The sequence below is a fragment of the Dictyobacter sp. Z7_2 genome (assembly GCF_057551105.1).
Map to the genome: position 1 here is coordinate 1,859,670 of NZ_BAAJPE010000002.1, position 24,560 is coordinate 1,884,229.

Below are 24,560 nucleotides of genomic sequence, written 5' to 3' on the forward strand. Positions count from 1 at the left end.
TAACGCCTCTCCTGGATATTATTTGCCGACACTGACTTTGACACGGGCAGGACGCAGCGTCTCTTCACCAAGAGTATATCCTTTGCGCAGTTCCTCCAGAATGACTCCATCAGGTTTATCGCTATCTTCAACCGCTTCAACCGCTTCGTGCAGATAAGGATCAAAGTTCTCTCCCACGGTTGCGACGGCATTGAGTCCTTCACCGCGTAAAACTTCATTCATCTGCCACTGAAGCATATGCAATGTATGCTGTAACTGTGTCTTATCCATCGTATCTTCATAGATCAGCGCACGCTCTACGTTATCAAGCACTTCGAGTAACTTATTAAAGAGCGTCTTCTTCTGATACAGCACGCGATCAGCCACCAGACGCTCCTGACGCTTGCGGAAATTGTCCCAATCTGCACGTACAGCGACGTATTTATTCCAGTTATCAGCGACCTCTTTTTTTGCCTGAGCAAGTTGAGCTTCGAGCTCTGCAACGCGCTGGTCAGTTCCAGTACTCCCTAAATTATGTGTTAGATTGGGAAACGACTGCTGCTCTATATCATCGGCTTGTTCGGCTGAATTGTCACGATTATCTTCCATCAGGTTTGTAACTCTCCTTACCTTGTTCATCTATTTTAGTGCCAGGAATATTTAGTGTTATTGTAATACCAGTATAAAACTTGAGTCAAACACTGTCAAGTTTTAAATAGGTATTAATCATCGACCATCTCTTGCCACGCTTCAGACCAGCGCTGGCCGGGAGAGAGCAGGATAGGTCCCATCGCACTTTCTTGTTCAATATTGATACGCTCCCACTTCCAGAGCTCAAGGATCGCGATAAAGGTAACCACGATGACCAGACGCGAGCTTTCCTGCTCCAGCAGGCTGGAAAGTAAGATAGAGGGTGCTTGCAACAGGCGCTGACGAATCTCGCCGATGCGCTCGCTGACGCGCACGCGAGCCACTGGCATTAATTCAGTTCCCTGATTGGATGCCAGCGCTTGCTCTTTGCGAGCCAGCACACGCTGAAAGGCTGCGGCAAGCATGGGTGCATCAACGCCAACCAGTTCAGGAGGTCGCCACTGCAGATGGGCCTCGATGCCCGCCAATAAACCTGGACGGCTATAGGTTTGTAGTCCCTGCTCCTCACGCTGTCGCAAAAGGGCAGCGATCTCCTTCGCCCATTTATATTCAAGCAGGTGCCTCTGAAGCTCATCAGCCATCGCAGCAGCGTTGTCCAGTTCATTAGAACTGTGCCCGTGGGAAGATTGAGGAAGCAGGCTTTGCGATTTGATACACAGTAGTTGAGCGGCAATGGAGACAAATGCGGCCATGCTTGCAAGTGGAAGCACCTGTTGCTGCTCCCAATGACGCAACTGCTCCAGGTATTGATCAGTAACGTCCACCAGCGAGATCGTTGTGATCTCCATCTGCCTTTTCTCGATCAAGTGGAGCAATAAATCGAGCGGACCTTCAAAGATAGGCAGATGGACTACGTAATATAGCGGCAACTCGGTTGGCGATCGAGCGGGATCAGATTGCTCCGGCATAGTCACGAAACCTCATCAATCAGATACAGTTCTGCCGCCGGACCGTGTGCTTGATGATGGGTCTGAATATAAAGAATTGCCCGTTCCGAAAGTCCTACCGTCGCCGCCAATCTTGCACCTACCTCTGCATGATACCAGGCATAGCTCAAAGCACGACGCCAGGATCTCCCTTGAAACTGATCCATCTTATCCAGCGCAATCAAACTATGCTGCAATAACGCCGGTGCAAAGCGCTTGCCCAGCACGATCGCCGGACGCGTCCAGAAAGGCACGCGCCCCTGAGCCTTCCCTACATCATGCAGAAGAGCAGCGGCTAACAGATCAGGCTCATGACATCCATGCGCCAGCAAACCTCGGCAGACACGCAAGCAATGCTGCTGATCTGCCTGAGACATCGTCTTAAACAGGGGAAGGGCAGAAACTGGCAACCAGCGCTCAACCTCCTCATAATCCTCACGCGATACGGGAGGAACCAGACCTAGTTGTTGGTATACCTGCTTCAAGCGATAGAGAACGAGAACCACCACAGCCTTTACATCCATACATTCCTGCTAGTGCAATACATTGACTCCATAGAAATAGGGGATTTGCAGATTAAAGCCCGCGACCAGCGAACCCAGATAGAGAGACAGGTCACGAATATCGGAGGCTAATTGAAAGAGAAAAAAGCCACTCAATCCTGACAACTGTCCCAGAAAAGGCAAGAAAAAGAAGATAATCAAAATGATAAAGGGACCATACGCAGCCGAGCGCGAAAACTGCACAGCTTGTCGGCTGGGCAAGAGTGTGTAGACGATCTGATATCCATCCAACGGATATAAAGGGATAATATTAAAAATAGCTAAACCGATATTCACGGCCGCAAAAACTGAGACTAACTTCATCACAAAACTGAGCGCGATATTGCTGTCAAAAAACGGAACCAGGAAACGCGTCAGTGCCGCAAATGCCAGCCCGATGAGCAGACTAAAGATCGGACCCACCAGCGCGACTAAAAGGACTCCAGCATTGGCCCCGATACGCATCTTCCACGGGTCCGGCTTGACTGGTTTTCCCCAGCCCAGGCCAGAATACGACAAAAAGGCCAGAATGACAGACATCAATGTCCCTACTGGATCAATATGAGTAGAGAGACCCAACGTTTTACGTTCAGAGGTAGTACCTGTACGATCTCCCAATAAGGAGGCCATCTGAGCATGAGCCCACTCATGCAGGGGTATGGCTAACAGGAACGAGCCTATTATCATGAGAGCTAACAACACGTCCAACTCACTTATCATTCAATTTACTCATCTTTCAAAGCTAACAGATCAATCTCCAGACCTTCATAGGCTGAGCGTGTATGGGAAAAACTCGTCCGAGCCTCCGCTTCCATCCGATCCAACTGATTGTCATCGTAGGTTGGTTCGTGATGGAACAGGACCAGCTCTTTGACACGAGCCAGTCGAGCCACTTCGATTGCCATCGCCACGGTACTATGCCCGTAGCCATGTTTTTCTCGCTCATAGTCATGCGTTGTATACTGCGCATCATGAATTAAAAGATCGGCGCCAGCCACGAAATCCAGAAAAGCCGGCTCGCAGCCATCGCGCCACTCAACATCTGTAGCATACACGACGCTACGGCCCTTATATTCTATACGATAAACAATAGCACCATTTAAAGGATGACTATGCGTAAATCTCGTTAAGACACGCGTTTCCAACGGATAAGCTCTCTTTGCCTCGGCCTCTCTGGCGTAGATGGTTGGATTCTGATCCCCGGCTTGCCAGATGACACATTGTTCGTCGGTCAGAGTATGAAAGGTGCGTTGCGATGGGAGAAGACGGACATCAACGGGAAAATACGGAGGAGACATTAAGGGGGTCATCAGTTCTTCTATGTTCTGACCCGCTAATTGAGGACCAAAAAGATGCAGGTTGACACGAGGATCAAACAGTGGAGAAAAAAAGGGAAAGCCTACAAGATGATCTCCATGCCCATGTGTGATAAAGAGAGAGGCATTCCATGGAGAAGTATGCCCGTTTGCTCGCTGCATTAAAGCAGATCCAAGGCCGATAATGCCACTACCGGCATCAAAAATGAGTGTCTGTTCACCTGCTTGAATCTCAACGCAGGACGTGTTGCCCCCATGACGAAGCGTGTGGGGACCAGGAGTAGGATAACTACCTCGTACACCCCAAAATCGGACCCGGAAATGTGATACCTCAGCATTCACCATGAAACTATTGCTCCTACGCAACCTACTTATTATAATAGATAGTTATGATAGATGGCTCATCCTATTATAGCGTTTCGTGAAAGCCTTGAAAAGGCCGCTTCATCGCTATACGTTAAAATACTTCCCATGAACCTTGCTCGCGTTACGACAAGGACGGAAATTGAAACGACTCCCATAGGCAGAAAAGCGAGGAACGCACTACAATGGGCAAAGATAGACACAATTCACATAACGACTGGCATCCCGAGGATGAAGAGCGCTCTGTTGAGCACCGCTATACGCGTGACGATGACTATGACGACTATGACGAGTACGCAGATCATCATGCTCGACCACAACGCGCCTCCCGGCGTCCTCGTCCCGACGTACCGCGACGTTCACGCTATCCCGAGGACGAGTCCGACTATCGCCGTGTCAGCACACGCCCCCGCGTGATGCGCAAGGTACAACCAACACGTAAACGCCGTGTCTGGCCTGTTTTATTGGCTGGATGTGGTATCGGCTTCGTCCTGGCGCTTGGTGCTCTGGCACTATCAGTCTACCTCGGCATTAACGCCGTCCAGAATGGCGGCCATATCACTGGCATACCCGGCATCCCAAGTAATCATCCATTCAGCCAGACCACGACACAATCAATCGCCTTGACTCAGATCTCAAACGTGCTGATTTGCGACAAGATCGGCAATGTCAGCATGAAAGTAGATCCTACTGCCACCAAGACCACCGTTGACGCCGTCACAACAGTCCAGGCTACCAACGCCACCAACGCCCAGACTATATTCAAAAAAGTATCGATCGAGGTCCAGCCGCCAAATACTATTACGCATCCGCTTAGCTGCGCGTCGCAACAAGCCACCGCCACCGCTACTACGGGCACCACACCCACCTCTACAGCGACGCCGCCCCAGACTACGGACGCAAACACGCTCACAATCAATGTCACACTCCCCCAGATCTCGGATAATCAGGTCGATTTAACCATCACAGTCCCACCAATCTCTATCCAGAGCGACCAGGCGCCACTGGTCGTCAATATCCAGGCACCCAGAGGAAACATCAACATTGCAGGTATCAGCGGCAAGATGTTGCTCCAGGGGAACACCGGCAATATCACTGTCACCAAAGCTGTCCTGACCGACGGCTCAAAGCTACAGACTAACGCCGGGGATATCACATTCAGCGGCTTTCTGTTAATGCCCACAAATAGCAGTACAGCAGCTAGCTATCTTCTCAGTAATGAAACCGGCAACATCAACGTCACGCTGCCAGCCAATACAAACATCACATTGAGCGCTTACACCAATGTAGGAACCATTAATAGCGAATTTCCCATCAAAACAAACAATCAAGGAGGAAGTATCACTTATGATGGTCCACTGAATTCATCCGCCCAAACGCCATCATCGGCAACTCTTATCCTACATTTGAGTAGTGGCAACGTTCATATACAAAAGAGCAATTAAACCTCACGTGCCAGATACCCCATGTCTGAAGGCTGGGATGCCTGTGCGATCGGAGATGATAATTGCTGTCTGCTTGCTACTGTTTGCCTGCCACAGTATAATTGCAGAGAATTAATAGATGTGTTACGTTGAAAAAGTCAAACGTATACCCAAATCAGAATCTTCATTTTTCATAGGCAGGCAGCGTTTCTGATTGTGTCCGAATACTATGCTTACTTATACGAAAGGAGGTCCGTAGCCAACTTCCAGGCACAAGGTTGTCACGCAGGCCAGCTACGTAAGACCATGATTAAGATACGTACAACAACTCATGCGGAACTGTGGCAAGCTCGGAAGCACTACGGCAGATTTTCATGGATGCGGTGAACGAGTCTACTTTATCAGGTTCATTACAGTTTTTAACTGGTCCGATGGCTGGTAAATCCTTTCGCATTACAAAACCTATTACAACAATAGGTCGCGAACCCGGCAATGACATTGTTATTTCTGATGTTTCAGTCTCACGGCACCATGCACAGGTGATGTGGAACGGGAACCTCTGGTCAATTAAAAAGGTGGCCGCGCAAAACACGATGACGTTAAACCAGCGCGAGGTGAACCAATCGCCTTTAAGTGATCGTGATACCATCGGCCTGGGTAAAAGCACCACAGCCCTCTTCCAGATTACCGATGCCAAGGCCGAAACGCCAGCGCCCGAACGGGCCTCGGTTCCAGATCTTGGTCGAGCCACGCCAGTACCACAACATCCTCCGGTTCCGAGCAATGCTGCTATTCCGGTAGCTCCCGTTGTCCCACCGACGCCGGCCGTCCAGCCAACACCGATTGTCAATCGACAGGCAACACCACCTGTATTCAACCAACAAAATGGTCCGCAAGCGCAGGTTTACGCTCCTCAACCATTCAATCCCTATATGCAAAACGATGATCCGCCCACGAGCACAGAATTCGCTCCTGAGGGCAGTTTCCAGGCGAATCCAGTAGGCATACCATCGCTGGAAGTCAGTACCAATACCGACCATGTAAAGCAAACGTATCCGCTCACCACTGATCGTCAATTTTTCGATATTGGACGCGACCCATCGAACACCATTGTCATCCAGCGCCCAACGGTCTCAAGCTTCCACGCCCAGATTATTCGTGAAAATAATCAGCTTGTCCTGATCCACCCGCATCCCAAGCGCGGCCAGACGCTCAACGGCTTGACCTTTCAGGGACAAAATTTCACCGGTCAGCAACAATTTCGCCGCGTACTGACTCGTGGCGATGTGTTCCGTATCAGTGACTCCAATGGAACGTTTGTCACGCTGGCCTACAATGACGGTAGCGGTCAGGTCCAGGATGTAGTTCCTGAATTGCCCCCAATCCAATTGGGCGCGCCAGTGATTACGCTCGGTCGTGCAGCAGACAACATAGTAGTATTGAAACATCCGCAGGTCTCAACGCACCACGCCCGTCTGGAGCAGATACCTGGCGGCTATCGCGTGATCGACCTCAACAGTACCAATCACGTCTATGTCAACACACGCCGTACCACTCATCAGGCGCTGCAAGTCGGCGACATCATTCGCATCGGGCCATTCAAGCTTACCTACACAGGGAACACTCTAACCCAGCAGGATGAAAGTAATGGCATCCGTATCGACGCGCTCAATCTGAGAAAAGAAGGTAGCAAACACGTAGTCATCCTGAACGATATCTCCATTGCCATCCCACCTCGCAAATTCGTCGCTCTGGTTGGCGGCTCGGGAGCTGGTAAATCAACGCTGATGGATGCGCTGAATGGCCTGCGACCAGCGCAACAAGGCGCGGTCCTCTACAATGGGCAGGATTACTATAAGAATCTGGCCGCCTTCAGTACACAGATGGGCTATGTGCCACAGGATGATATTATCCATCGTGAACTGACGGTTGAGCGTGCACTCTACTATGCCGCCAAGCTACGCCTGCCTGAGGACTTTACGGAGAAGCAGATCAAAGAGCGTATCGATGAAGTCCTTGAAGATGTTGAGATGAAGCATCGTCGTGGATTATTGGTCAACAAGCTTTCTGGTGGACAACGTAAGCGCGTTTCGATCGCGCTTGAACTACTCGCCAAGCCAAGCATCTTCTTCCTCGATGAGCCGACCTCAGGACTCGATCCGGGTCTGGATCGTAAGATGATGTTGCTCTTGCGCAAGCTGGCCGATAAGGGACATACGATTGTACTGGTGACGCACGCGACCAATAATATCAACGCCTGCGACTATATCTGTTTCCTCTGTCAGGGAGGAAATCTGGCCTACTTTGGCCCGCCAAACGATGCTAAAGAATATTTTGGCAAGACCGATTTCGCCGAAATCTATAGCGCCCTGGAGCCAACCGACGAGAATCCAAATATTCCAGTCGAGGCAGAACAGAAATTCAGGCAGTCACAGGACTTCATCCGCTACGTCGATAGTCCTATCCGCCAGGGACCTGCCAGCCAGATCAACATGCATGCTCCATCGGCACCGACCAAACCGCCGAAGCGTGGCAATCCCTGGAAGCAATTCTTTTTGCTCTCTATGCGCTATCTGGAGTTGATCCTCAACGACCGTGTCAACCTGGCAATTTTGATCTTGCAGGCACCGATTATTGGACTCATATTGCTCTCGCTGACCGGCAGCAATATCTTCAATACCAATCAGATCGCAACATGCTCTGTAAATACCGTCATAACAGATCCCACCTCTCCACATACCGGCGACTGTCAGGTAGTGGTGAACTTTCTAAAAACGGATCAAGGGAAATTGACCGCCGAACGACAGCATATGACGCCTGATCAGTTCCTGGAGGCGGAAATTTTACCAGGATCGGGCGCAAATGCGCAGAAGATTCTTTTTATCATGTCATTTGCCGCCATTATGTTCGGCTGTATCAATGGCGCTCGTGAGATCGTCAAAGAGTCGGCCATTTATCGGCGTGAACGCACTGTCAACCTGGGCATCATGCCATACCTATTCTCAAAGATTACGGTGCTGGGAGTCTTTAGCCTGATCCAAAGCTTTATTCTTGTGTTATTCGTCCAGCTTAAAGCCCCCTACCAGAATAGTGTCTTGCTTTCTCCTTTTATGGAGATTTATGTTACAATGGCTTTAACAGCACTGGCAGGCTTGATGACAGGTCTACTTATCTCTGCCATTGTACCCAATAATGATCGCGCCATGAGTATTGTCCCCTTGCCTCTCATTCCACAGGTTGTCTTTGCAGGGGTCATCTTCTCATTAGATAGCCCGCCCGTGCTACAGGTATTGGGAGCTTTCTTTAGTACACGCTGGTCGATGGCTGCGATGGGCACCTCCATCGGCCTCCATACAGATAAAGTTGCTTCCGATAAGTTCTCTTATGTGACGACCATTTTTGCATCCGTCAATGGCGATAACCATGCGGCGGCGGTAGGACATCTACTCCTCTGCTGGTTCGCGCTGACTCTCATGATTGTATTACAGGGATTTGCAATTGCCTGGTTCATCAAAAGAAAAGATCATCGTCAGTAAGCAGTGCACCATCATATGCGATTTGGGTAACCATTTAACATATGATGGTACTTCTTGGCACCATCCTTGCCGCTAAACATTTCGATATGCTATTGTAGCAGTGTTCAAGCTCGAATGATTCATGCGGAGAAACGAAGTAGGCTAACTATGTTACTCAATAGGCACATCATCGTAGGTATTTGTGGGGGGGTTGCGTCGTATAAGGCGATTGACCTGGTGAGTAAGCTCCAACAGGCAGGCGCTCTTGTCGATGTGATCATGACTGAGAGTGCGGAAGAATTCATTCGTCCACTCGCTTTTTCTGCCATAAGTCACCGACGCGTCTACACCAATTTGTGGGAACCCTCCGGGGAAGCCGCTGAGTTGCATATCAAGTTAGCCGAAGAGGCCGACCTGCTGGTGATTGTGCCGGCAACGGCGAACACAATCGCCAGGTTAGCCCATGGTCTGACAGATAATATGCTGACAGCGGTGGCACTCACAACCAGAGCACCTCTGGTGATTGCTCCCGCAATGCATGCTCAGATGTATACTCATCCCGCCACGCAGGCCAATCTGACTGTGCTACGCGACCGTGGAGCGTTTATCATTGAGCCAGAAGTCGGTCGCCTGGCTTCGGGAGAGGTCGGCATCGGTCGCCTGCCCGAAACCGCCACCTTGCTTGGAGCCATTCAAAAGGTTTTGGGTCAACACGGAGATCTTGCCGGTCGCCGTATTGTCATCACAGCAGGTGGGACACATGAATCAATCGACCCAGTACGATACATTGGGAACCGCTCATCAGGAAAAATGGGCTATAACCTTGCCATGGATGCTAGAGATCGCGGCGCGCACGTTATATTAGTATCGGGACCCGTGACACTCCCCGCACCCTTTGGTGTGGAGACTCATCTGGTAGAAACCGCGATACAGATGCGCGACGCCGTATACAGCTTTATTACTGATGCTGATGCTCTGATTATGAGTGCCGCAGTGGCGGATTTCCGCCCCGAACAAGCGATGGCACAAAAAATAAAGAAAACGGCCGGCAATGAAGTCACGGGGCAATATGAGAAGAGCGAGTTTATACTGCATCTGGTACATAACCCGGATATTCTTGGTGAACTTGCGACAGAATTCGATGGTCATGGTCATGCCAGCGGGGGAAGCAATGGCAGGCCGTTACCTGATGTGAAAAAACGCTTAATACGTGTCGGCTTCGCAGCCGAGACCGAACATCTGGCTGAGTATGCCCGGCAAAAATTACGCCAGAAACAACTGGATATGCTTATCGCCAACGATGTCTCGCGCATCGATAGCGGTTTCGGAACCGATACGAATAAGGTGCTAATCTTTCATGCGGATGGCGCAATGGAAGACCTGCCAGTAATGCCCAAAACCGGCGTTGCAGCGGCAATTTTAGATCGTGTTGTGCCGCTGCTAAGCCTACGGTCAGGCACATAAGTAGGGAGGACGTGGCGCTTTGATGGGTGAATTTGTTCTAGATTTAATGGGTACGGAAAGTACGCAGGAGGAATCCATGATGGATCGTGCTGCTAGCGCTGGTTTTGAAGGCATCGCGCAGATGCTGCTCGAACAAAAAAAGTTAATGGACGCTTTAGAGGTTGAGAATCGTGAGCTGCGTAGACAGCTCGCCGATCTCCGCCGTGGTATTGGTATTGCGATTGTAATTGAAGGCAAGACGATTCAGCTCGCTAATGATTCTGGATCTGGCAGCCAACCCATTCCATCCCAGGCATCGCTGCAAAGCTTGCAAGGGATGCAAAATACTCCGCCACCTACCTCTGGTAATGGCACCTATGGCAATAATAATGGTCGTTCTACCAATGGTCAATCGCAGGTGAATTTGAACGGCGATAAGCGTGATAATAATACAAATACTCGCAGCCCGCTGGCTGATAGCTTTGTCTTATAAATAATTGCTGAGACGCCTGATGCGCTTTTTTTACACCGATAATGAGAGTTGGGATCGACATCCTGTTCACGAACGGGCTCCCGACTCTCATTTCGTCTCTCTCCCCCTTGTAACTTCCCCAAAACACTGCTATTATCAAACAAATATAGCCGACTCTGGTACATATGTCATGGGCTCGATTGACGAACAGGCGTCGACCTGACATTTCTCCAGTCCCTGATCTTGATCTTTCAAAGGAGGATTTCAATGATCTGTCCTCGTTGCCACAATCCAGTAGCCGACGGTGTGAAATTTTGTGGTTCTTGTGGTGCCCCTGTGAATGCAGGAGCCCCGGTACAAGGGGGAAGCGCTCCCTCTAATCGCTATGGTACGCCACCGCCTCCACAGCAGTCCGGTGCATATGGAGCGCCACCGCCTCCACAGCAATCCGGTGCATATGGAGCTTCATCTCAGGGCAATTACGCTCCACCGAACCAATTTGAAGAATATTCGAATAGCATGTTCGGCAATGCGGTTCCCAAAGCTGAACTTCACAATCCTAAAGGACCACTCCATATTGCAGATATGACCATCTCAATCGATGGTGAGCTGGTACCAGTTGTCGATATTATGCTTGGCAACCAGTTATCCATCTATTTCGAGCATCACATCTTGTTGTGGAAACATCCAGGAGTACAGATTGGCTTCAAATCGTTCAGAGGCATGGCCAAGCGCTTCTTCTCTGGTTTGCAAGTCTTCATCAGCGAAGCGCAGGGACCTGGTAATATCTCCTTCTCACGCGACTCTGTCGGGCAGATCGTAGCCTTACGTCTCCAGCAGGGGCAGACAGTTGAGATTCGAGAGCATCAGTTTCTGGTCGCCACCAGCAACGTTGATTACAATTTCACCTTTGTCCAGGGGGCAACGAATATCCTCTTCAGCCGGACAGGCCTGTTCATCGACCAATTTACAGCAGTCAACGGTGAAGGCATGGTCCTCTTACATGGCTACGGCAACGTCTTCGAAAAAGTGCTCGGCCCGGGCGAAGCGCTCGACGTCGAACCAGGTGCCTGGCTCTGGAAAGATCCATCCGTACAGATGCAAACGACAACCGTTTCTAGCTCTCAGCGTGGTGGGGGCATCCTTGGAGCCATCGGAGGACTGATGGCGGGAGCTTCATTTACACTGAACCGCTTCATTGGTCCAGGACGCATCGGCTTGCAATCGATGACCTATCATCCACCTACCGCTGAAGGAGCCACACAGGCTGGCGGACAAAGCAATCTTGGTGGAATCGGGAATATCGCTAACTTCTTTGATAATTAAGATCAAACCAGGTCGGACGCTCGCATCCGACCTGGTTCAGGCTGCAATACTCAGGCAGAAGTGGTATTGTGATTGGCCTTGTCTTTGCTGATACGCAAGATCTTAAGCATATATTGCTCTGAGTTGAGGTAGTAAGGATTGCGTTTGATGTATTTACCTACTACCGAGATTGGATGAAGCTTCAACATTTCTACAACCAGACTGGGAATCAATTTACTATGGTCGTAGTGCATCAGCGCAATAATTGGTGCATTCTGGAACGTAAAGACAGCATCTGAAGCTGCCTCATACTTCAGAATCTGCTCAGGCGTCGCGATATCCTTCGCCAGCCAGTTCATATCGATAGAGATGCGTACCGCCCGCCAGCCTTCCCGTAACGCTTGCGCGATGAAGGTCTGATGCGAAGAGAGCAAGAAATACGGATCAAAGCGCTTTCCATTCGCCAGAAAGGGATCACGTTCTTCATAGAGAACTAATTGTCCTGAGGCAATCAGCTCGTCTACATCTATCTGCAGCTTCAGTAATTCGTCACGCAGCTCTTTGACCTGAGGCGGGGCAGCCGCAAACAGGCACTTCTCGTGCAACGAGAGCCCGACACGCAACAGATGAGCCGTGACTCCCGGAATCTCGGTCACCTTACTGTAAAGCTGGCAGATATGCGAGCCGGGTGGGATACGCTCTGATTTACCTTCAACACTAAGATCCATACCTACCTCCGCTGGGTTTGCTAATCCTTGCAGAATTTTTGGCCCTTTGTCGTTGTAAAAAACGGGCCGATCGGTTGATCGTAAAGATCACTACACAGGCCATCAAACCAAATAGCACAACTCCAACGACAAAGATGAGGAGGAGTAGTAAAGCAATTTTCTGCAAGGATGCGTTATTGCTGAATAATGCCACAACTGGCAGCGTGCAAACCAAAAGGACTACCGGAAACACGGTGGCCCAGGTGACAATAAGCCTCGCCCCTTGAGCACGCGTCAATACCTCCTCACCAGTATAGGGGAAGATCAGACGACGTGCCAGTTTGAAGCGAGGTTGATGCTCTTGCATACAGCTACTTTTGCCCTTCCTGTTGTCGATATTGCAACCAGCGCTGTAGCATTTCTTCTGCCTGATATAAGATGTTGACTTCGTTCTGATAGGTCAGATGGCGACAGGCTTCATGATAGGGGAACCATTGTACAAGATCGTATTCGTGATCATGCAAAGTAGTGTCACCGCCGACCGCTTCGAGTAAGAAATGCCGTACCTGTTTACGATAACGCACTTGCTCACGTACAAATGCATACGAGATGCTTCCAATATAAGCAATCAATTGTACCTGCAAGCCTGTTTCTTCCTGTGCCTCTCGTAGTGCGACCTGCTCAATAGTCTCGCCTGGCTGAGGTGTTCCCTTGGGCAAGGCCCAGATGCCAGCATAGCTCCGTCCCACCAGCACCACCTCTATCGATACCATCTGATCGAATTCGTGGTGAGCTACATCTGTATTGTTCTGGCCTATCAAGAAGTCTCGGTCAGGAGAGCAAACTGGAGCAAGGCGGAATACAACGCCACCCGCTGAATAGGCCCGCATTGTTTTATATCGGTCCATTACTCGCGATGTACCCTCTCTCATTCCACCAAAGTGCGGCACGCGCTCGCGCGTTGCTCCACAAAAAGTCGAGGACGTATGCATCGTAAACGTATTCACACGTTCCACTCTCATCTGCACTCTCCCCACACCCCAGCGCGATGCACGGTCATCTCTGCTATTCGTTAGATATTACTATACAACATTTCTCCGCCTCTTTGTTATAGAAACGGCTGCTCATTAGCCAGGATGGGGGATTCTTTATCAGGATCAACCAACCACAAAACACACACATCCATTGAGCAAAGGCGCGGCTACAAATGATGTGGAAGTATAGCCAATGCACCAGAGAGTGTCAAGATATAGCACGGCGAATCGCCTCAAGATTCTTGGTTGGCGTTTGAGGAGAGATGGCACAACCAGGAGCTAATAGGAGTCCCTGCTGGTCGGTCTGCTCGAGCACATGGCCAATCTCATCCTGCACCTGAGCTACCGAGCCCTTAAGCAAGGTCTGACGTTCATTGATTCCGCCCATCACAGCCTTTCCTGTCCGTAGATGTCCGTCGCGTAGATCGGGATTGCCTTCCATGTCTTGAGACCAGCTGATGGCATGGACAGGATAGGAAGCCAATAGATCAAAGTAGATATGCGATCCACAATTGTGCAGGATATTGAATTTGCTGCGGCTCTTGATCGCATCCATGATCTCAAGATCATACTGCTCACCGAACTCCCGATACTGATCCTGTGTCAGAGCGCCCGAGCTGGCCCAACCGTTGGTTGCGTAAAAGATACCGCTAGCCCCTTGTTCCAGACACGCGATCGCGTAAGCAACCAGCGTTTCAGTGATCACGCGCAAAGCTGTATGCAAGGCGCGACGATCTTCGCGCATCGTCAGCAGGATAGGTTCGCTCTTGTCGCCTGCCAGATAGCCAGCGACCGCCAGGGGGCAGAAGATGGTCTGCACAAAATAGGCATCATAACCAACTTCATGATTGATCAATTGCAGGGCACGCAGTTGCTCGCCCAGGGCTCCTTGATCGGCTTCTAGAGGCCGAATGCGCTTCCAATCGGAAGCACTTCTGATGGGAGTGTACTCGCAGGTGGGCGGCTGATATTTTTTGCCCGAAGGGCGATATCTGGCCTTCCATTCCTCGGCCAGATAGCTGACACGTGGATTGACCTTCACATAATCCCAATCGTAGCGATTATAATTCTCGGCGGTCGCCTCTGCAAAGGCGCGTACATCCCATTCCCGCTCATAGTCATGTCCCCAGACACTGACGGGAACACGGTCCGCCTTTTCACCACGCAGGACAGCGTCCACGCGTTCCTTTTTGTTCATCGCGATTTTCTCTTTATTCATCGAGCTCCTCCTCAACTATTTGTGGGCATCATCAAGGGCCTTAAAACGATATCCGACTCCGCGCTCGGTCAGGATATATTGTGGATGCGAGGGATCCTTTTCAAGCTTCTGACGTAGATATGTAATATAGAGACGTAAATAATGTGACTCATCGCGATACTCACGTCCCCAGACCTTTGAGAGCAGTGTCTCGTGGGTTAAAAGGCGTCCAGCGTTGCTGACGAGATGATATAACAGACGGTACTCTGTTGGACGTAATACGACCTTCTGACCACGCACGATCACTTCGCGCCGCGCAAAATCGATGGTTAAATCGGCATCCACCACAATCTCGGTTTTACGCGAAGGAGGAGCCATCAAGGAACGGCGCAAGAGGGCGCGGATGCGCGAAAGCAACTCACGGGGACTGAAGGGCTTGGCAATATAATCGTCGGCACCAAGATCGAGGCCATGAATGCGATCCTGCTCATTCTGGCGCACCGTTAACATAATCACCGGAACCGTCGATACTTCGCGGATAGCTTTAAGCGTCTCAAAGCCATCCATCTCCGGCATCATCACATCCAACACGACCAGATCTGGCAGATTGTCGCGTAACTCATCGAGCGCTTCGATGCCATTGCCAGCTTCGAGCACACGATAATGTTCTAACTCCAGGTTCATGCGGACGAAATCACGGATACGTGCCTCATCATCCACAACCAGTATTGTCATATCACGTTGATCAAATGCTTCCTGTTCCATCATCAAAAAACCACCATCGGTAACGACGCTTTCTCCTCGCGCGGTAAACTAAACGAAAATGTTGATCCCTGACGTAACGTGCTCTCCACCCAGATGCGTCCACCATGAGCTTCGATAATCGCCTTACAGATGTAGAGTCCCAGACCTGCCCCCGGATTGGCCTGCGAGAGCGGATCTCCGACACGATGAAAGCGATCAAAGATCTGTTCCTGCTCCCGTAAAGCAATCCCCATGCCAGCATCGCTCACGCTGACAATCACCTCCTCACCGGTCACATAGCACGAGACGGTCAACTCCTGCTGGCGTGGCGAATATTTCACCGCGTTATCCAACAGGTTCTGAAGCACCTCCTCGATGCGCTCTCGATCGGCGATCACCATCGGTAAATGGGGAGGAATTGAGAACGCCACTTCGACATCTGGACTCTTCGCCTGCAAGCGACGAACCATCCGCCGAATCAACTGCTCCAGATCCAGGCTGGCCACATCCATCAACAAACCATGGGCTTGAATACGCGATGCATATAATAAATTCACTACCAGTTTATTTAAACGATCCGCTTCATCCTCAATCGCCAGCAGGCGCGAACGGATAGTCCCCGCGTCAAAGTTCGCATCTGTCCGTGCCAGCGTCGAGGCGTAGCCTTTGATGATCGCGATTGGCGTCTGTAATTCATGCGAGATCACTGAGATAAAAGTCGAACGTTGCTCTTCCTGCTGACGTTCACGGGTCAGATCATGAATGTTCAGAATGCCATTCATTGGCTCCCCGTGCACCGAGCGCACGCAGGAGGCAGTGACGGAGACCGCAAACTGCGACCCATCGCGAGCACAAATGAACATCTCGCGATTCACAACCTCCTCACCGGCAAACGCCTGCAAGATCACCGAGTCCTGTAAACCCAGATCATTGCCCTGACGATCCCTGGGACGCAAGACCTTGAAATAGAACTGACCCAGTACTTCGCTCTCCCGCCAGCCAGTCAGATGCTGCATCGCGGGATTGAAATCGATAATGCGCAACGCATTGTCAACCGTCAGAATACCTTCGGTGCTGTGCTGAAAAATAGCTGCCAGACGACCCTGCTCTTTGACCAGGGCTTGAGAGCGTAAAGCAAAACGTAGGCTGGTTGCGAGTTGAGTCACAAAAAGTTGGAGTGCATTATAAGCTTCATCATCACTATCGGGACGTTCAAAACAAGAACGGAGCGTGGCCAGTCGCAAGAAATGGATCATCCCTAACGGCCCAACCTCGTCATACAAAGCCAACGAGCAACATTCAACGCCGCGCTCCTGCACCACATCCAGAGCCAGACCAAATTGCTGAGCCAACTCAAGTGTCAGCGTCTCCTTAACCAGAGGATGAAGCGAGTTGGGCTGCATTCCTTCTTGCACATATGAGAGGAGCAGTGGCAAGACCGACTTGTTCAGATGATAAAATGTATATTCAGTACTACTTTGTGGATCAAACGCTTCGTTGGAAACCACAAAGACTCCAGATTCACCACGCAGCAACTGTATCGCACTCCCTACCAGGACAGTCATTTGATCATGAGCATCCTCACCTTGCTGCGACTGGGACCAAGACATAAAAGACTCCGCAGTGGATGGTAACAGATCTTTTCGACGACGTGTCTACGTAACCAACATATCCTCAAAAAATCAGGACGGCAAGTGGTTGTCAGTAGACGAGGTACTCATGCGAAAAGTGTAAGTTTTCAAAGCAATAGACTTGCCAGCAAGAGGCAACGGTGTTATTGTAACACATATACGTAAAGGTGAGTAGACGCATGCATTTTGACATTTTCACGCTCTTTCCGGCAATGTTCCAGGGCCCATTCACTGAGAGTATTCTCAAGCGAGCTCAGGATCGCGACCTGCTACACATTGACCTGCACAACATCCGTGATGCCACCACCGATAAGCATCACGTTGTGGATGATTATACCTATGGAGGTGGTGCAGGCATGGTCATGAAGCCCGATCCTATTTTTGCAGCCATTGAAGCGGTTCATCAGGGAGGACCCATCATCTATCTGACACCCCAGGGCCGTCTGTTTAATCAGAAGATCGCGCATGAGTTGGCCCTCGAGCCACGCATCACGCTGCTCTGCGGACACTATGAGGGGATCGATGAACGCATCAATCAGCATCTCGTGACAGATGAAATCTCGATCGGCGATTACGTCCTCACCGGAGGCGAACTGGCGGCCATTATCCTGGTCGACGCAGTCAGCCGACTGGTGCCTGGTGTCCTGACCGAAGGCTCAGCCACCGAAGAATCGCACAGCAACAACCTGCTGGAATATCCTCAATACACGCGCCCGCCCGAATTCAGAGGCTGGAGCGTGCCTGAAGTATTGCTCTCAGGACATCACGCCAACATCGTACGCTGGCGGCGTAAAGAAGCAATCAGAAAAACGCGGCAACGCCGCCCCGATCTCTTCGCCAGACTCGACCTCAGCAGCAAGCAGGACAAAAAAATTCTCCGAGAATTAGATGAAGAAGAGGAGATGAATCATCCTCAGGAATAAACTCTAAAAACAGAGAGGAGAGAAAATCATGCTCGTTACCCGCTACTCCACCGCCGACGAATTTCTGGCTCAGACACAGGATGTACTCCTAAAGAAAGAAGTAAACAATAGCCTGATACTCGGCATCTGCATGGGGATCAAAAACCGACCAGAGCAATTCCCAATGGCGCCTTTTCTCGCCACAGTAGCCGACAAGCAGGGACTTATCATCGCCGCCTGCATGACACCGCCAAATTTTCTCATCCTCTACAGCCATCGTCCCCAGGAGCATCAGGCAGCCCTGCAAGCACTGATAGGACATATCCAAGCGCACAACATCTCCCTACCAGGCTGCGTCGGACCAGCGCAAGTCTCAGAGGATTTTGCTCGCCTCTGGCAAGCGACATCCAGGCAAACATATAACACCTCAACACGTGAAAGAGCCTTTGGACTAACACAGGTCACTCCACCCAAAGAAGCTCCGGGAAAGCTTCGCCTGGCCACCACCAATGACTATGCCACCGTGCTTTCATGGCACCAGGCCCTTGTAAAAGAGGCGAACCTCAGAAATCTTGCGAACCAGGAAAGGCTCATCTCCCGAAAGATCAATAATCAAGAGATGTTCGTATGGGAAGATACATCCAAGCGCATCGTCTCAATGGCAGCGAAGATACGTCCCATCATCAACGTCATCAGCATCGGAGCCGTCTACACACCACCACAGGAACGCGGCAAAGGCTACGCCTCAAACTGTGTCGCCGCACTGAGTCAGCATCTGCTCGACAGCGGCTGGAAGATTTGTAGCCTGTTTACCGACCTCTCCAATCCCACCTCGAACAGCATCTACCAGAAACTGGGCTACCAACCTCTGGAGGACTTCTATGAGATCGTTTTTGAGCCCGCATGATGCAGTGCGTGGCTCAATCCATTGCCGCACGCACACAATATCATACAGGGCTCCCTCGATGCCTGTCTTCCCAACACGGAGAGAATCTCTCTCCCAAACTGGTACAATACCTCTACAATTGTCGCTTCACCCACCTCAATGAGGGAGCCATGCAACTCCTAAATTCACAACTAGCAGGACTGCCTGGAAACATGATGGCGTTCGCGCTTGAGAACACTTAGACCTGTGCTAGGCCTCCATCGACGAACAGTTCGATTCCGTTGACGAAACTGCTATCATCCGAGGCAAGGAACACGACAGCTTTGGCAATTTCGTCAGGATCGGCCATGCGTCCCAATGGAACAGAATTTGCAAAGTACTCAAAGATCCGCTGCCGCTCTTCCTCAGTTTTTACCAGAGCACTACTTCCTGGTGTGACGGTTGGACCAGGGCTTACTGCATTCACACGGATATTGCGGCCCTTAAGATCAAGCGTCCAGGAACGTGCAAAGGAGCGAATGGCCGCGTTGCTCGCGGCATACACACTCATGGCGGGTTCCACTTTGCTCGTGGTCGTCGATGCCGTTAAAATGATCGAGCTCCCTGCGCGCAAGAACGGAAGCGCCTTTTGCACCGTGAAGAGCAGTCCTTTGACATTGACATCGAAGGTTTTGTCAAAGCTAGCTTCGGAAATCTCCCCCAAGGGAGCCATATCTCCAAGACCAGCGTTGGCAAAGACGATATCGATGTGATCATGCTGCTGTTGCACGGTAGTATACAGACGATCAAGGTCTGCAAGGTTTGAAACATCTCCTTGCACCCCAATAACGTTTTTACCAATCTGCTGGACAGCAGCATCCAGTTCTGGCTGGCGGCGACCAGTAATATAGACCAAGGCACCTTCCGCAACGAAACGTTTCGCCGTAGCAAGTCCTATTCCGCTATTGCCACCTGTGATGACGGCAACTTTTCCTTCTAGCTTGGTCATGATGTTTTCTCCTTCTTAATTGTTTTTCCGATATCAAAGTACGGCAACAGAGAGTCTGCTGTCCCCAGATGCACCGAGATGCAAAAGGATAGTCTTTCTCTCTCTGTGACCACTGTAACTCTACCAGTTACAGTGGTCAGCAAAAAAAGAGAGGCAACTCCTTGCCCCAGGAAGCACGAGCTTCAAGTAGCTACCTATCCTCCCCGTGCAAACAGGTGTTGACTCCTTTTGAAGCCGCCTGGGATGAAGGGGTACACGTCTCATCTAACACATCAGCTATGCTCACCTGGGCAAACTGTTGCATCATCGCAGCCTCTGCATCGCTATAGAAGCGTTTCAGTGCTGGTTGAATACCTCTTCCGATAAGGCAACCCTGATTGGGAAGTGTATGATGCAATTCGAAGATCGGGCCTTGCTCGACAGCTTGATAGACTTCCAGCAAAGAGATCTTCTCAGGAGGTCGTGCGAGCGTCCACCCGGCGCTCGTTCCATGTTGAACGTTGACAAGATGGGCTTTGTGAAGCTTTCCCAGAATCCGTCGAATAAAGACGGGATTCGTGTTGACACTCTCGGCAATCTGATCGGAGGTCACGATCTCTACACGTTGTAATGCCAGAGCCATCCAAGTAACGATATGTAGTGCCACGGTGAAATGCGTATTTGCGCTCATAGATTCTACCCTTCTCCTGTAACCAGTATAGTTACAGGAGAGTGAATTTGTCAAGCAGATATGTTCATGTTGATAATCATCACGGGTTCATCCTCACGTGCAGTACAGACAAGCCGGAAGAGCACGAAGCAGTTGAGTTGTACGCAAGCGTACAACTCAACAATTTTTATTGGTCGTCGCTATCGTCGATGGGGGCTCGTGAGCCGGCATTCTGGCCTCGGGATGCCTGATAGCGAGAAGCTTGATTGCGTAAGAAGTCGTTGCGAGCCTGTTCTTCATCCATAATATCGTCGGCAACATCTGACATACTGGTGCTGTCGCCGCCGTGATTGACGTTATCATAGACTTCACGAGCACGTCCACCATCGACTGATTGTCCGATGATGCCGCGCTCCTCGAGCAGATCGATCAAGCGAGCGGCTCGCGAGTAGCCAACTTTCAGTCGACGCTGCAAGAGCGAGATCGATGCTCGACCTTGTTCGCGTACGACATCTTCAGCACGATCGAGTAGATCGTCCTCCAGCTCAAACTCGTCGGCGTGCTCGACTTTGAGCTCCCAACCGGGCTCGACCTGCGGATTGATCTCTGAAGATGGCACTCCCAAAGAGCGTGCATGCTCGATAACTTGTTGCTGCCAATATTCGGCCAGACGTTGGGCTTCATCATCCGTCAAGAACGAGCCCTGAATGCGCTCAGGGCGTCCGGCGTCTGCTGGCAGGTATAACATATCTCCACGTCCTAGCAGGCGCTCAGCGCCGCCCATATCGATGATGGTACGGGAGTCGACAGCGGAGCTGACCATGAACGAGATACGCGTTGGGATGTTCGCTTTGATCAGACCCGTAATGACGTCGACCGATGGACGCTGCGTGGCTACAATCAGATGGATACCTGTCGCACGAGCCAGCTGAGCCAGGCGACAGATCATACCTTCAACTTCATCTGGAGCAGCCATCATCAGATCGGCCAACTCATCGATGATGATCACAATCGCGGGCAGGTTCACCAGCGTAGTATCGCCTTGAGCCAGTTTCTGGGCACGCAGCTTGCGATAGCCATCCAGATTGCGCACGCCCAATTGCGAGAACAGACGATAGCGACGCTCCATTTCAGAGATGCCGTTCTTAAGGAGCGAGACGACTTTCTCGACTTCAACCACGACGGGCGAGAGCAGATGGGGAATGCCATTATACATGTTCAGCTCGACCATTTTCGGGTCGACCATCAAGAGACGAACATCATCCGGCGTCGACTGCATAAGGATACTGGCGATGATCGTGTTGATCATCACACTTTTACCGGCACCTGTCGCACCCGCAATCAGCAAGTGAGGCATTTTGGCCAGATCGCCCACGCGCACCACTCCAGCCACGTCTTTACCCAGACCAATTGTGAGTTTGGATTTGACTTTCGCGGTCTGAAACTCTTTACTCTCCAGAACTTCGCGCAGCGTTACCAGTCGACTATTCTTATTAGGAATCTCGACGCCAACATAGGGGCGTCCAGGAACTGGAGCCTCCATACGAATGGTCTTGGCCTCCATGACCAGGGCCAGATCATTCTGGAGCGCCATAATACGACTGACGCGTGTTCGGGTCTCATATACAATCTGTCCAGCAGAATCGCGAGCTGGGATCGACTTGCCAGTCTTCTCATCCAGAATCATCTGTGGACGTCCGGTCGGACGAATACCGAAACGGATAATCGTCGGTCCAATGCTGATATCCTCTTCACGCACCTCAGCCTCAACGCGAAAGCTGCGCAATGTATCCTGAATCAGTTTAGCGAGAGCAGCAGTATCCTCGTTATACAACTGAAGCTTTGTGCTATCGGGAGCCTGAAGCACTTCCATGCCTGGGAGCTGCCAGCTAGATTGGATATGCGGCATATTAGCGATGGCTGCCGCCTGTGCTGCCCTCCCGGCGATTGCTGGAACCGGTGCTGGTGTGGCAACATTCTCTAGCCGCCTGATCTTTCTCACCGGCTTGGCAGGCGGCGGCGTGGAAGCACGAGATACAATTGGTGCTTCCCCTCCACGAGGAGATGGGCCATTATTGATTAAATCATCTTGATCAATGACAGTTTTATCACTATATTTATCATTAAAGGTCAGTGGTTGTTGTAGAGCACCACGCGTCGCGCCGGTATGATCAGTGATATCCAAAGGCTGTGGATCTCTGGTCCCTCGTGGGACCGCACTAATCTGCTGCTTATGTAGATTGATATCGTTCAACGGATCTTCATCGTCGAAGTAGATATCATCTTCTGCATAGTCCTCCTGAGGATACGCCTCCGACTCAATCGCGATGGTCTTATCGCTATAATCATCGTAACTATGGAAGCCATCATCAAAGTAGATCTCTTCATCGACCATCGCTTCGGGCTCGGGAGCCTGTAACGCAGCGCGTGAGCGTCCCGCTGCTGGCAACTGTGGCTGCGGCTTCTTCTTCTCCGCGCCTCCACGCCCACGGCGAGAAGGAGTCACAGGCACATCCATGTCTGGCTCATCCAGATCCCCAAAATCCTCGCTATCATCGAGGGCGACACGGCCCGCGCTATAGCGACTGAATTGTGGACGCTGACCTAAAAAGCGTGCATGTGTCTCATCGGGAGCATCTTCCTCATCATATTCGGGAGGAGCATCTCCCATCAGGCGTTCAATAAAATGATAGACCATAAGTACATGAGCGAACGTAATACGAAAAGTAAAAATGGTAATAACTAGAATAAGACCTATAACTAAGACATGTCCTACAGCGGGCGGCCAGCCCGAGAATGGCATGGCTAAAAGATCTGCCAGTACTCCAACCGTGAGAGGTCCCATAATCAAACGACTCTCAAGGAGCAAAAGCAAACACAAGACCACCAGACCTAACACCATCGATGAACGCACGATACTTTGCTGACGGATACTCTCATACAAGCGCAGACCAGCATAGGCGACAAAGCCAGCACCCAGCACGTAAGCTGCCCAGCCTAAGAATGTCAGGAAAAATGTACCAATATTGCTCCAGATCGGTGCCGCATGCAAAACTGTTACAGAGCCAAATAAAAACAAAGATAATACAAGTAATAATGAATTAGAAATCCGTTGCTGCTGATTTGGAGACAAACTATTCCATTTATCCAGTATGCGCTGAGGAATCGAGGTACCCCTGGCATGATTGGTCACTGGAGGAGTTCTCACGGGGCGCTGTGAACGAGGGGTCGCATTGTTTCCTCTCGAAGAACTGCCTCTCCCGGAACTTGCACTGGAACCCTGACGACTACGCGATCCCGACGCTGGTTTTGGGGATGCCATACCACCGCTACGCGAGCCCTGTCTGGGCGCAGATGACTTGGAGCGCTGTTCGACCCGTTGTGAACTGATTGATCCCTGTCCCCCAACAGCCCGGCTAGCACGCGAATATCCACGGTCGAGGCTTGGGACAACCCTATCGCCTTTACGCCTCATTTCCGAATTGCGGTCGCTGCCTGCCATGTTGCTGGTTCCCTCCTTTTCTAAGAGTCAGACAAGAGTATGATAGCGCAGATATTCCATAGAAGCAATAGTAAGCAGGTTAAACATTGAGAAACAGAACAATGCAAAATCTATCTATGGTATATAATTCCGTCGCCATTCATCTAAGAAAGTAATGTGTCAACAAGAGAACCTGCATAAAATGTAGTCTCCCTTCTAATATACGTACGAGAGTGTGTCATTCGATGGGTATATTATTCTAGCATATCTTTAAACCACAAATAAAGCACCTCCAACCTTTGTCTTAGGACTGTTATCTGTTACCAATTCGCGCACCATGCAAACAAGTAGCGGCGGTAAGCTTTGACGCCTCGTGCAAGGATTCATCCTGGCTGATTGGACCA

21 protein-coding genes are annotated in these 24,560 nt (G+C 50.7%); 7 read left to right on the forward strand and 14 right to left on the reverse strand.

Features of this window, described 5'->3' with window-relative positions:
- Nucleotides 1-18 precede the first annotated feature (18 nt).
- From AC27N8_RS21340 to AC27N8_RS21360, 5 genes are all read right to left on the reverse strand, one after another.
- Complete coding sequence (locus AC27N8_RS21340) at nt 19-588, reverse strand: nucleotide exchange factor GrpE (protein WP_487069424.1); 570 nt, start codon at nt 586-588, stop codon at nt 19-21.
- 113 nt (nt 589-701) lie between these two features.
- Nucleotides 702-1,538: a segregation and condensation protein A gene (locus tag AC27N8_RS21345; RefSeq protein ID WP_487069425.1), complete on the reverse strand. Its 837-nt coding sequence runs from the start codon at nt 1,536-1,538 to the stop codon at nt 702-704.
- Between the two features lie 2 nt (nt 1,539-1,540).
- A complete protein-coding gene (locus tag AC27N8_RS21350) occupies nt 1,541-2,080 on the reverse strand; it encodes a hypothetical protein (RefSeq protein ID WP_487069426.1) in 540 nt (179 codons plus the stop codon).
- Between the two features lie 9 nt (nt 2,081-2,089).
- On the reverse strand, nt 2,090-2,818 hold the full coding sequence (locus AC27N8_RS21355; RefSeq protein WP_487069427.1) for a site-2 protease family protein: 729 nt from the start codon (nt 2,816-2,818) through the stop codon (nt 2,090-2,092).
- 5 nt (nt 2,819-2,823) lie between these two features.
- Nucleotides 2,824-3,759: an MBL fold metallo-hydrolase gene (locus tag AC27N8_RS21360; protein WP_487069428.1), complete on the reverse strand. Its 936-nt coding sequence runs from the start codon at nt 3,757-3,759 to the stop codon at nt 2,824-2,826.
- A gap of 203 nt (nt 3,760-3,962) precedes the next feature.
- On the opposite strand from AC27N8_RS21360, the gene AC27N8_RS21365 reads away from it, so the two are divergent.
- The 5 genes from AC27N8_RS21365 to AC27N8_RS21385 all read left to right on the forward strand — a co-directional run bounded on the left by AC27N8_RS21365 (nt 3,963) and on the right by AC27N8_RS21385 (nt 11,957).
- On the forward strand, nt 3,963-5,222 hold the full coding sequence (locus AC27N8_RS21365) for a DUF4097 family beta strand repeat-containing protein (RefSeq protein ID WP_487069429.1): 1,260 nt from the start codon (nt 3,963-3,965) through the stop codon (nt 5,220-5,222).
- Between the two features lie 320 nt (nt 5,223-5,542).
- Nucleotides 5,543-8,737: an FHA domain-containing protein gene (locus AC27N8_RS21370; RefSeq protein WP_487069430.1), complete on the forward strand. Its 3,195-nt coding sequence runs from the start codon at nt 5,543-5,545 to the stop codon at nt 8,735-8,737.
- 147 nt (nt 8,738-8,884) lie between these two features.
- The gene (gene coaBC, locus AC27N8_RS21375) at nt 8,885-10,180 is read left to right on the forward strand and encodes a bifunctional phosphopantothenoylcysteine decarboxylase/phosphopantothenate--cysteine ligase CoaBC (protein WP_487069431.1); all 1,296 of its coding nucleotides are present in this window, start codon (nt 8,885-8,887) and stop codon (nt 10,178-10,180) included.
- 76 nt (nt 10,181-10,256) lie between these two features.
- A complete protein-coding gene (locus AC27N8_RS21380; RefSeq protein WP_487069432.1) occupies nt 10,257-10,652 on the forward strand; it encodes a hypothetical protein in 396 nt (131 codons plus the stop codon).
- A 246-nt stretch (nt 10,653-10,898) separates the two neighbouring features.
- Nucleotides 10,899-11,957, forward strand: a complete 1,059-nt coding sequence (locus tag AC27N8_RS21385; RefSeq protein WP_487069433.1) for an AIM24 family protein — start codon at nt 10,899-10,901, stop codon at nt 11,955-11,957.
- Between the two features lie 50 nt (nt 11,958-12,007).
- Here AC27N8_RS21385 and AC27N8_RS21390 read toward each other — a convergent pair whose 3' ends face one another.
- From AC27N8_RS21390 to AC27N8_RS21415, 6 genes are all read right to left on the reverse strand, one after another.
- Entirely contained in the window at nt 12,008-12,664 is a 657-nt protein-coding gene (locus AC27N8_RS21390; RefSeq protein WP_487069434.1) for an MEDS domain-containing protein, read from the reverse strand.
- A complete protein-coding gene (locus AC27N8_RS21395; protein WP_487069435.1) occupies nt 12,654-13,010 on the reverse strand; it encodes a hypothetical protein in 357 nt (118 codons plus the stop codon). The genes AC27N8_RS21390 and AC27N8_RS21395 overlap by 11 nt, the downstream gene beginning before the upstream one ends.
- A gap of 4 nt (nt 13,011-13,014) precedes the next feature.
- Nucleotides 13,015-13,665, reverse strand: a complete 651-nt coding sequence (locus tag AC27N8_RS21400; RefSeq protein WP_487069436.1) for an NUDIX hydrolase — start codon at nt 13,663-13,665, stop codon at nt 13,015-13,017.
- A gap of 220 nt (nt 13,666-13,885) precedes the next feature.
- Nucleotides 13,886-14,896, reverse strand: a complete 1,011-nt coding sequence (locus AC27N8_RS21405) for a uroporphyrinogen decarboxylase family protein (RefSeq protein WP_487069437.1) — start codon at nt 14,894-14,896, stop codon at nt 13,886-13,888.
- A 15-nt stretch (nt 14,897-14,911) separates the two neighbouring features.
- The gene (locus tag AC27N8_RS21410) at nt 14,912-15,640 is read right to left on the reverse strand and encodes a response regulator transcription factor (protein ID WP_487074723.1); all 729 of its coding nucleotides are present in this window, start codon (nt 15,638-15,640) and stop codon (nt 14,912-14,914) included.
- A gap of 2 nt (nt 15,641-15,642) precedes the next feature.
- Nucleotides 15,643-17,229: a sensor histidine kinase gene (locus AC27N8_RS21415; protein ID WP_487069438.1), complete on the reverse strand. Its 1,587-nt coding sequence runs from the start codon at nt 17,227-17,229 to the stop codon at nt 15,643-15,645.
- A gap of 200 nt (nt 17,230-17,429) precedes the next feature.
- On the opposite strand from AC27N8_RS21415, the gene trmD reads away from it, so the two are divergent.
- Both trmD and AC27N8_RS21425 read left to right on the forward strand, forming a co-directional pair.
- Nucleotides 17,430-18,173, forward strand: a complete 744-nt coding sequence (gene trmD / locus AC27N8_RS21420) for a tRNA (guanosine(37)-N1)-methyltransferase TrmD (RefSeq protein WP_487069439.1) — start codon at nt 17,430-17,432, stop codon at nt 18,171-18,173.
- A 28-nt stretch (nt 18,174-18,201) separates the two neighbouring features.
- On the forward strand, nt 18,202-19,059 hold the full coding sequence (locus tag AC27N8_RS21425; RefSeq protein WP_487069440.1) for a GNAT family N-acetyltransferase: 858 nt from the start codon (nt 18,202-18,204) through the stop codon (nt 19,057-19,059).
- 217 nt (nt 19,060-19,276) lie between these two features.
- Here the strand turns inward: AC27N8_RS21425 and AC27N8_RS21430 are convergent, their stop codons facing one another.
- The 3 genes from AC27N8_RS21430 to AC27N8_RS21440 all read right to left on the reverse strand — a co-directional run bounded on the left by AC27N8_RS21430 (nt 19,277) and on the right by AC27N8_RS21440 (nt 24,177).
- Nucleotides 19,277-20,026, reverse strand: coding sequence for an SDR family NAD(P)-dependent oxidoreductase (locus tag AC27N8_RS21430; protein WP_487069441.1), 750 nt, complete (start codon nt 20,024-20,026; stop codon nt 19,277-19,279).
- 190 nt (nt 20,027-20,216) lie between these two features.
- Entirely contained in the window at nt 20,217-20,696 is a 480-nt protein-coding gene (locus tag AC27N8_RS21435) for an Rrf2 family transcriptional regulator (RefSeq protein WP_487069442.1), read from the reverse strand.
- Between the two features lie 166 nt (nt 20,697-20,862).
- Nucleotides 20,863-24,177 (reverse strand): DNA translocase FtsK, encoded by a 3,315-nt coding sequence (locus AC27N8_RS21440; protein WP_487069443.1) that lies wholly within the window; start codon nt 24,175-24,177, stop codon nt 20,863-20,865.
- Between the last annotated feature and the right edge of the window lie 383 nt (nt 24,178-24,560).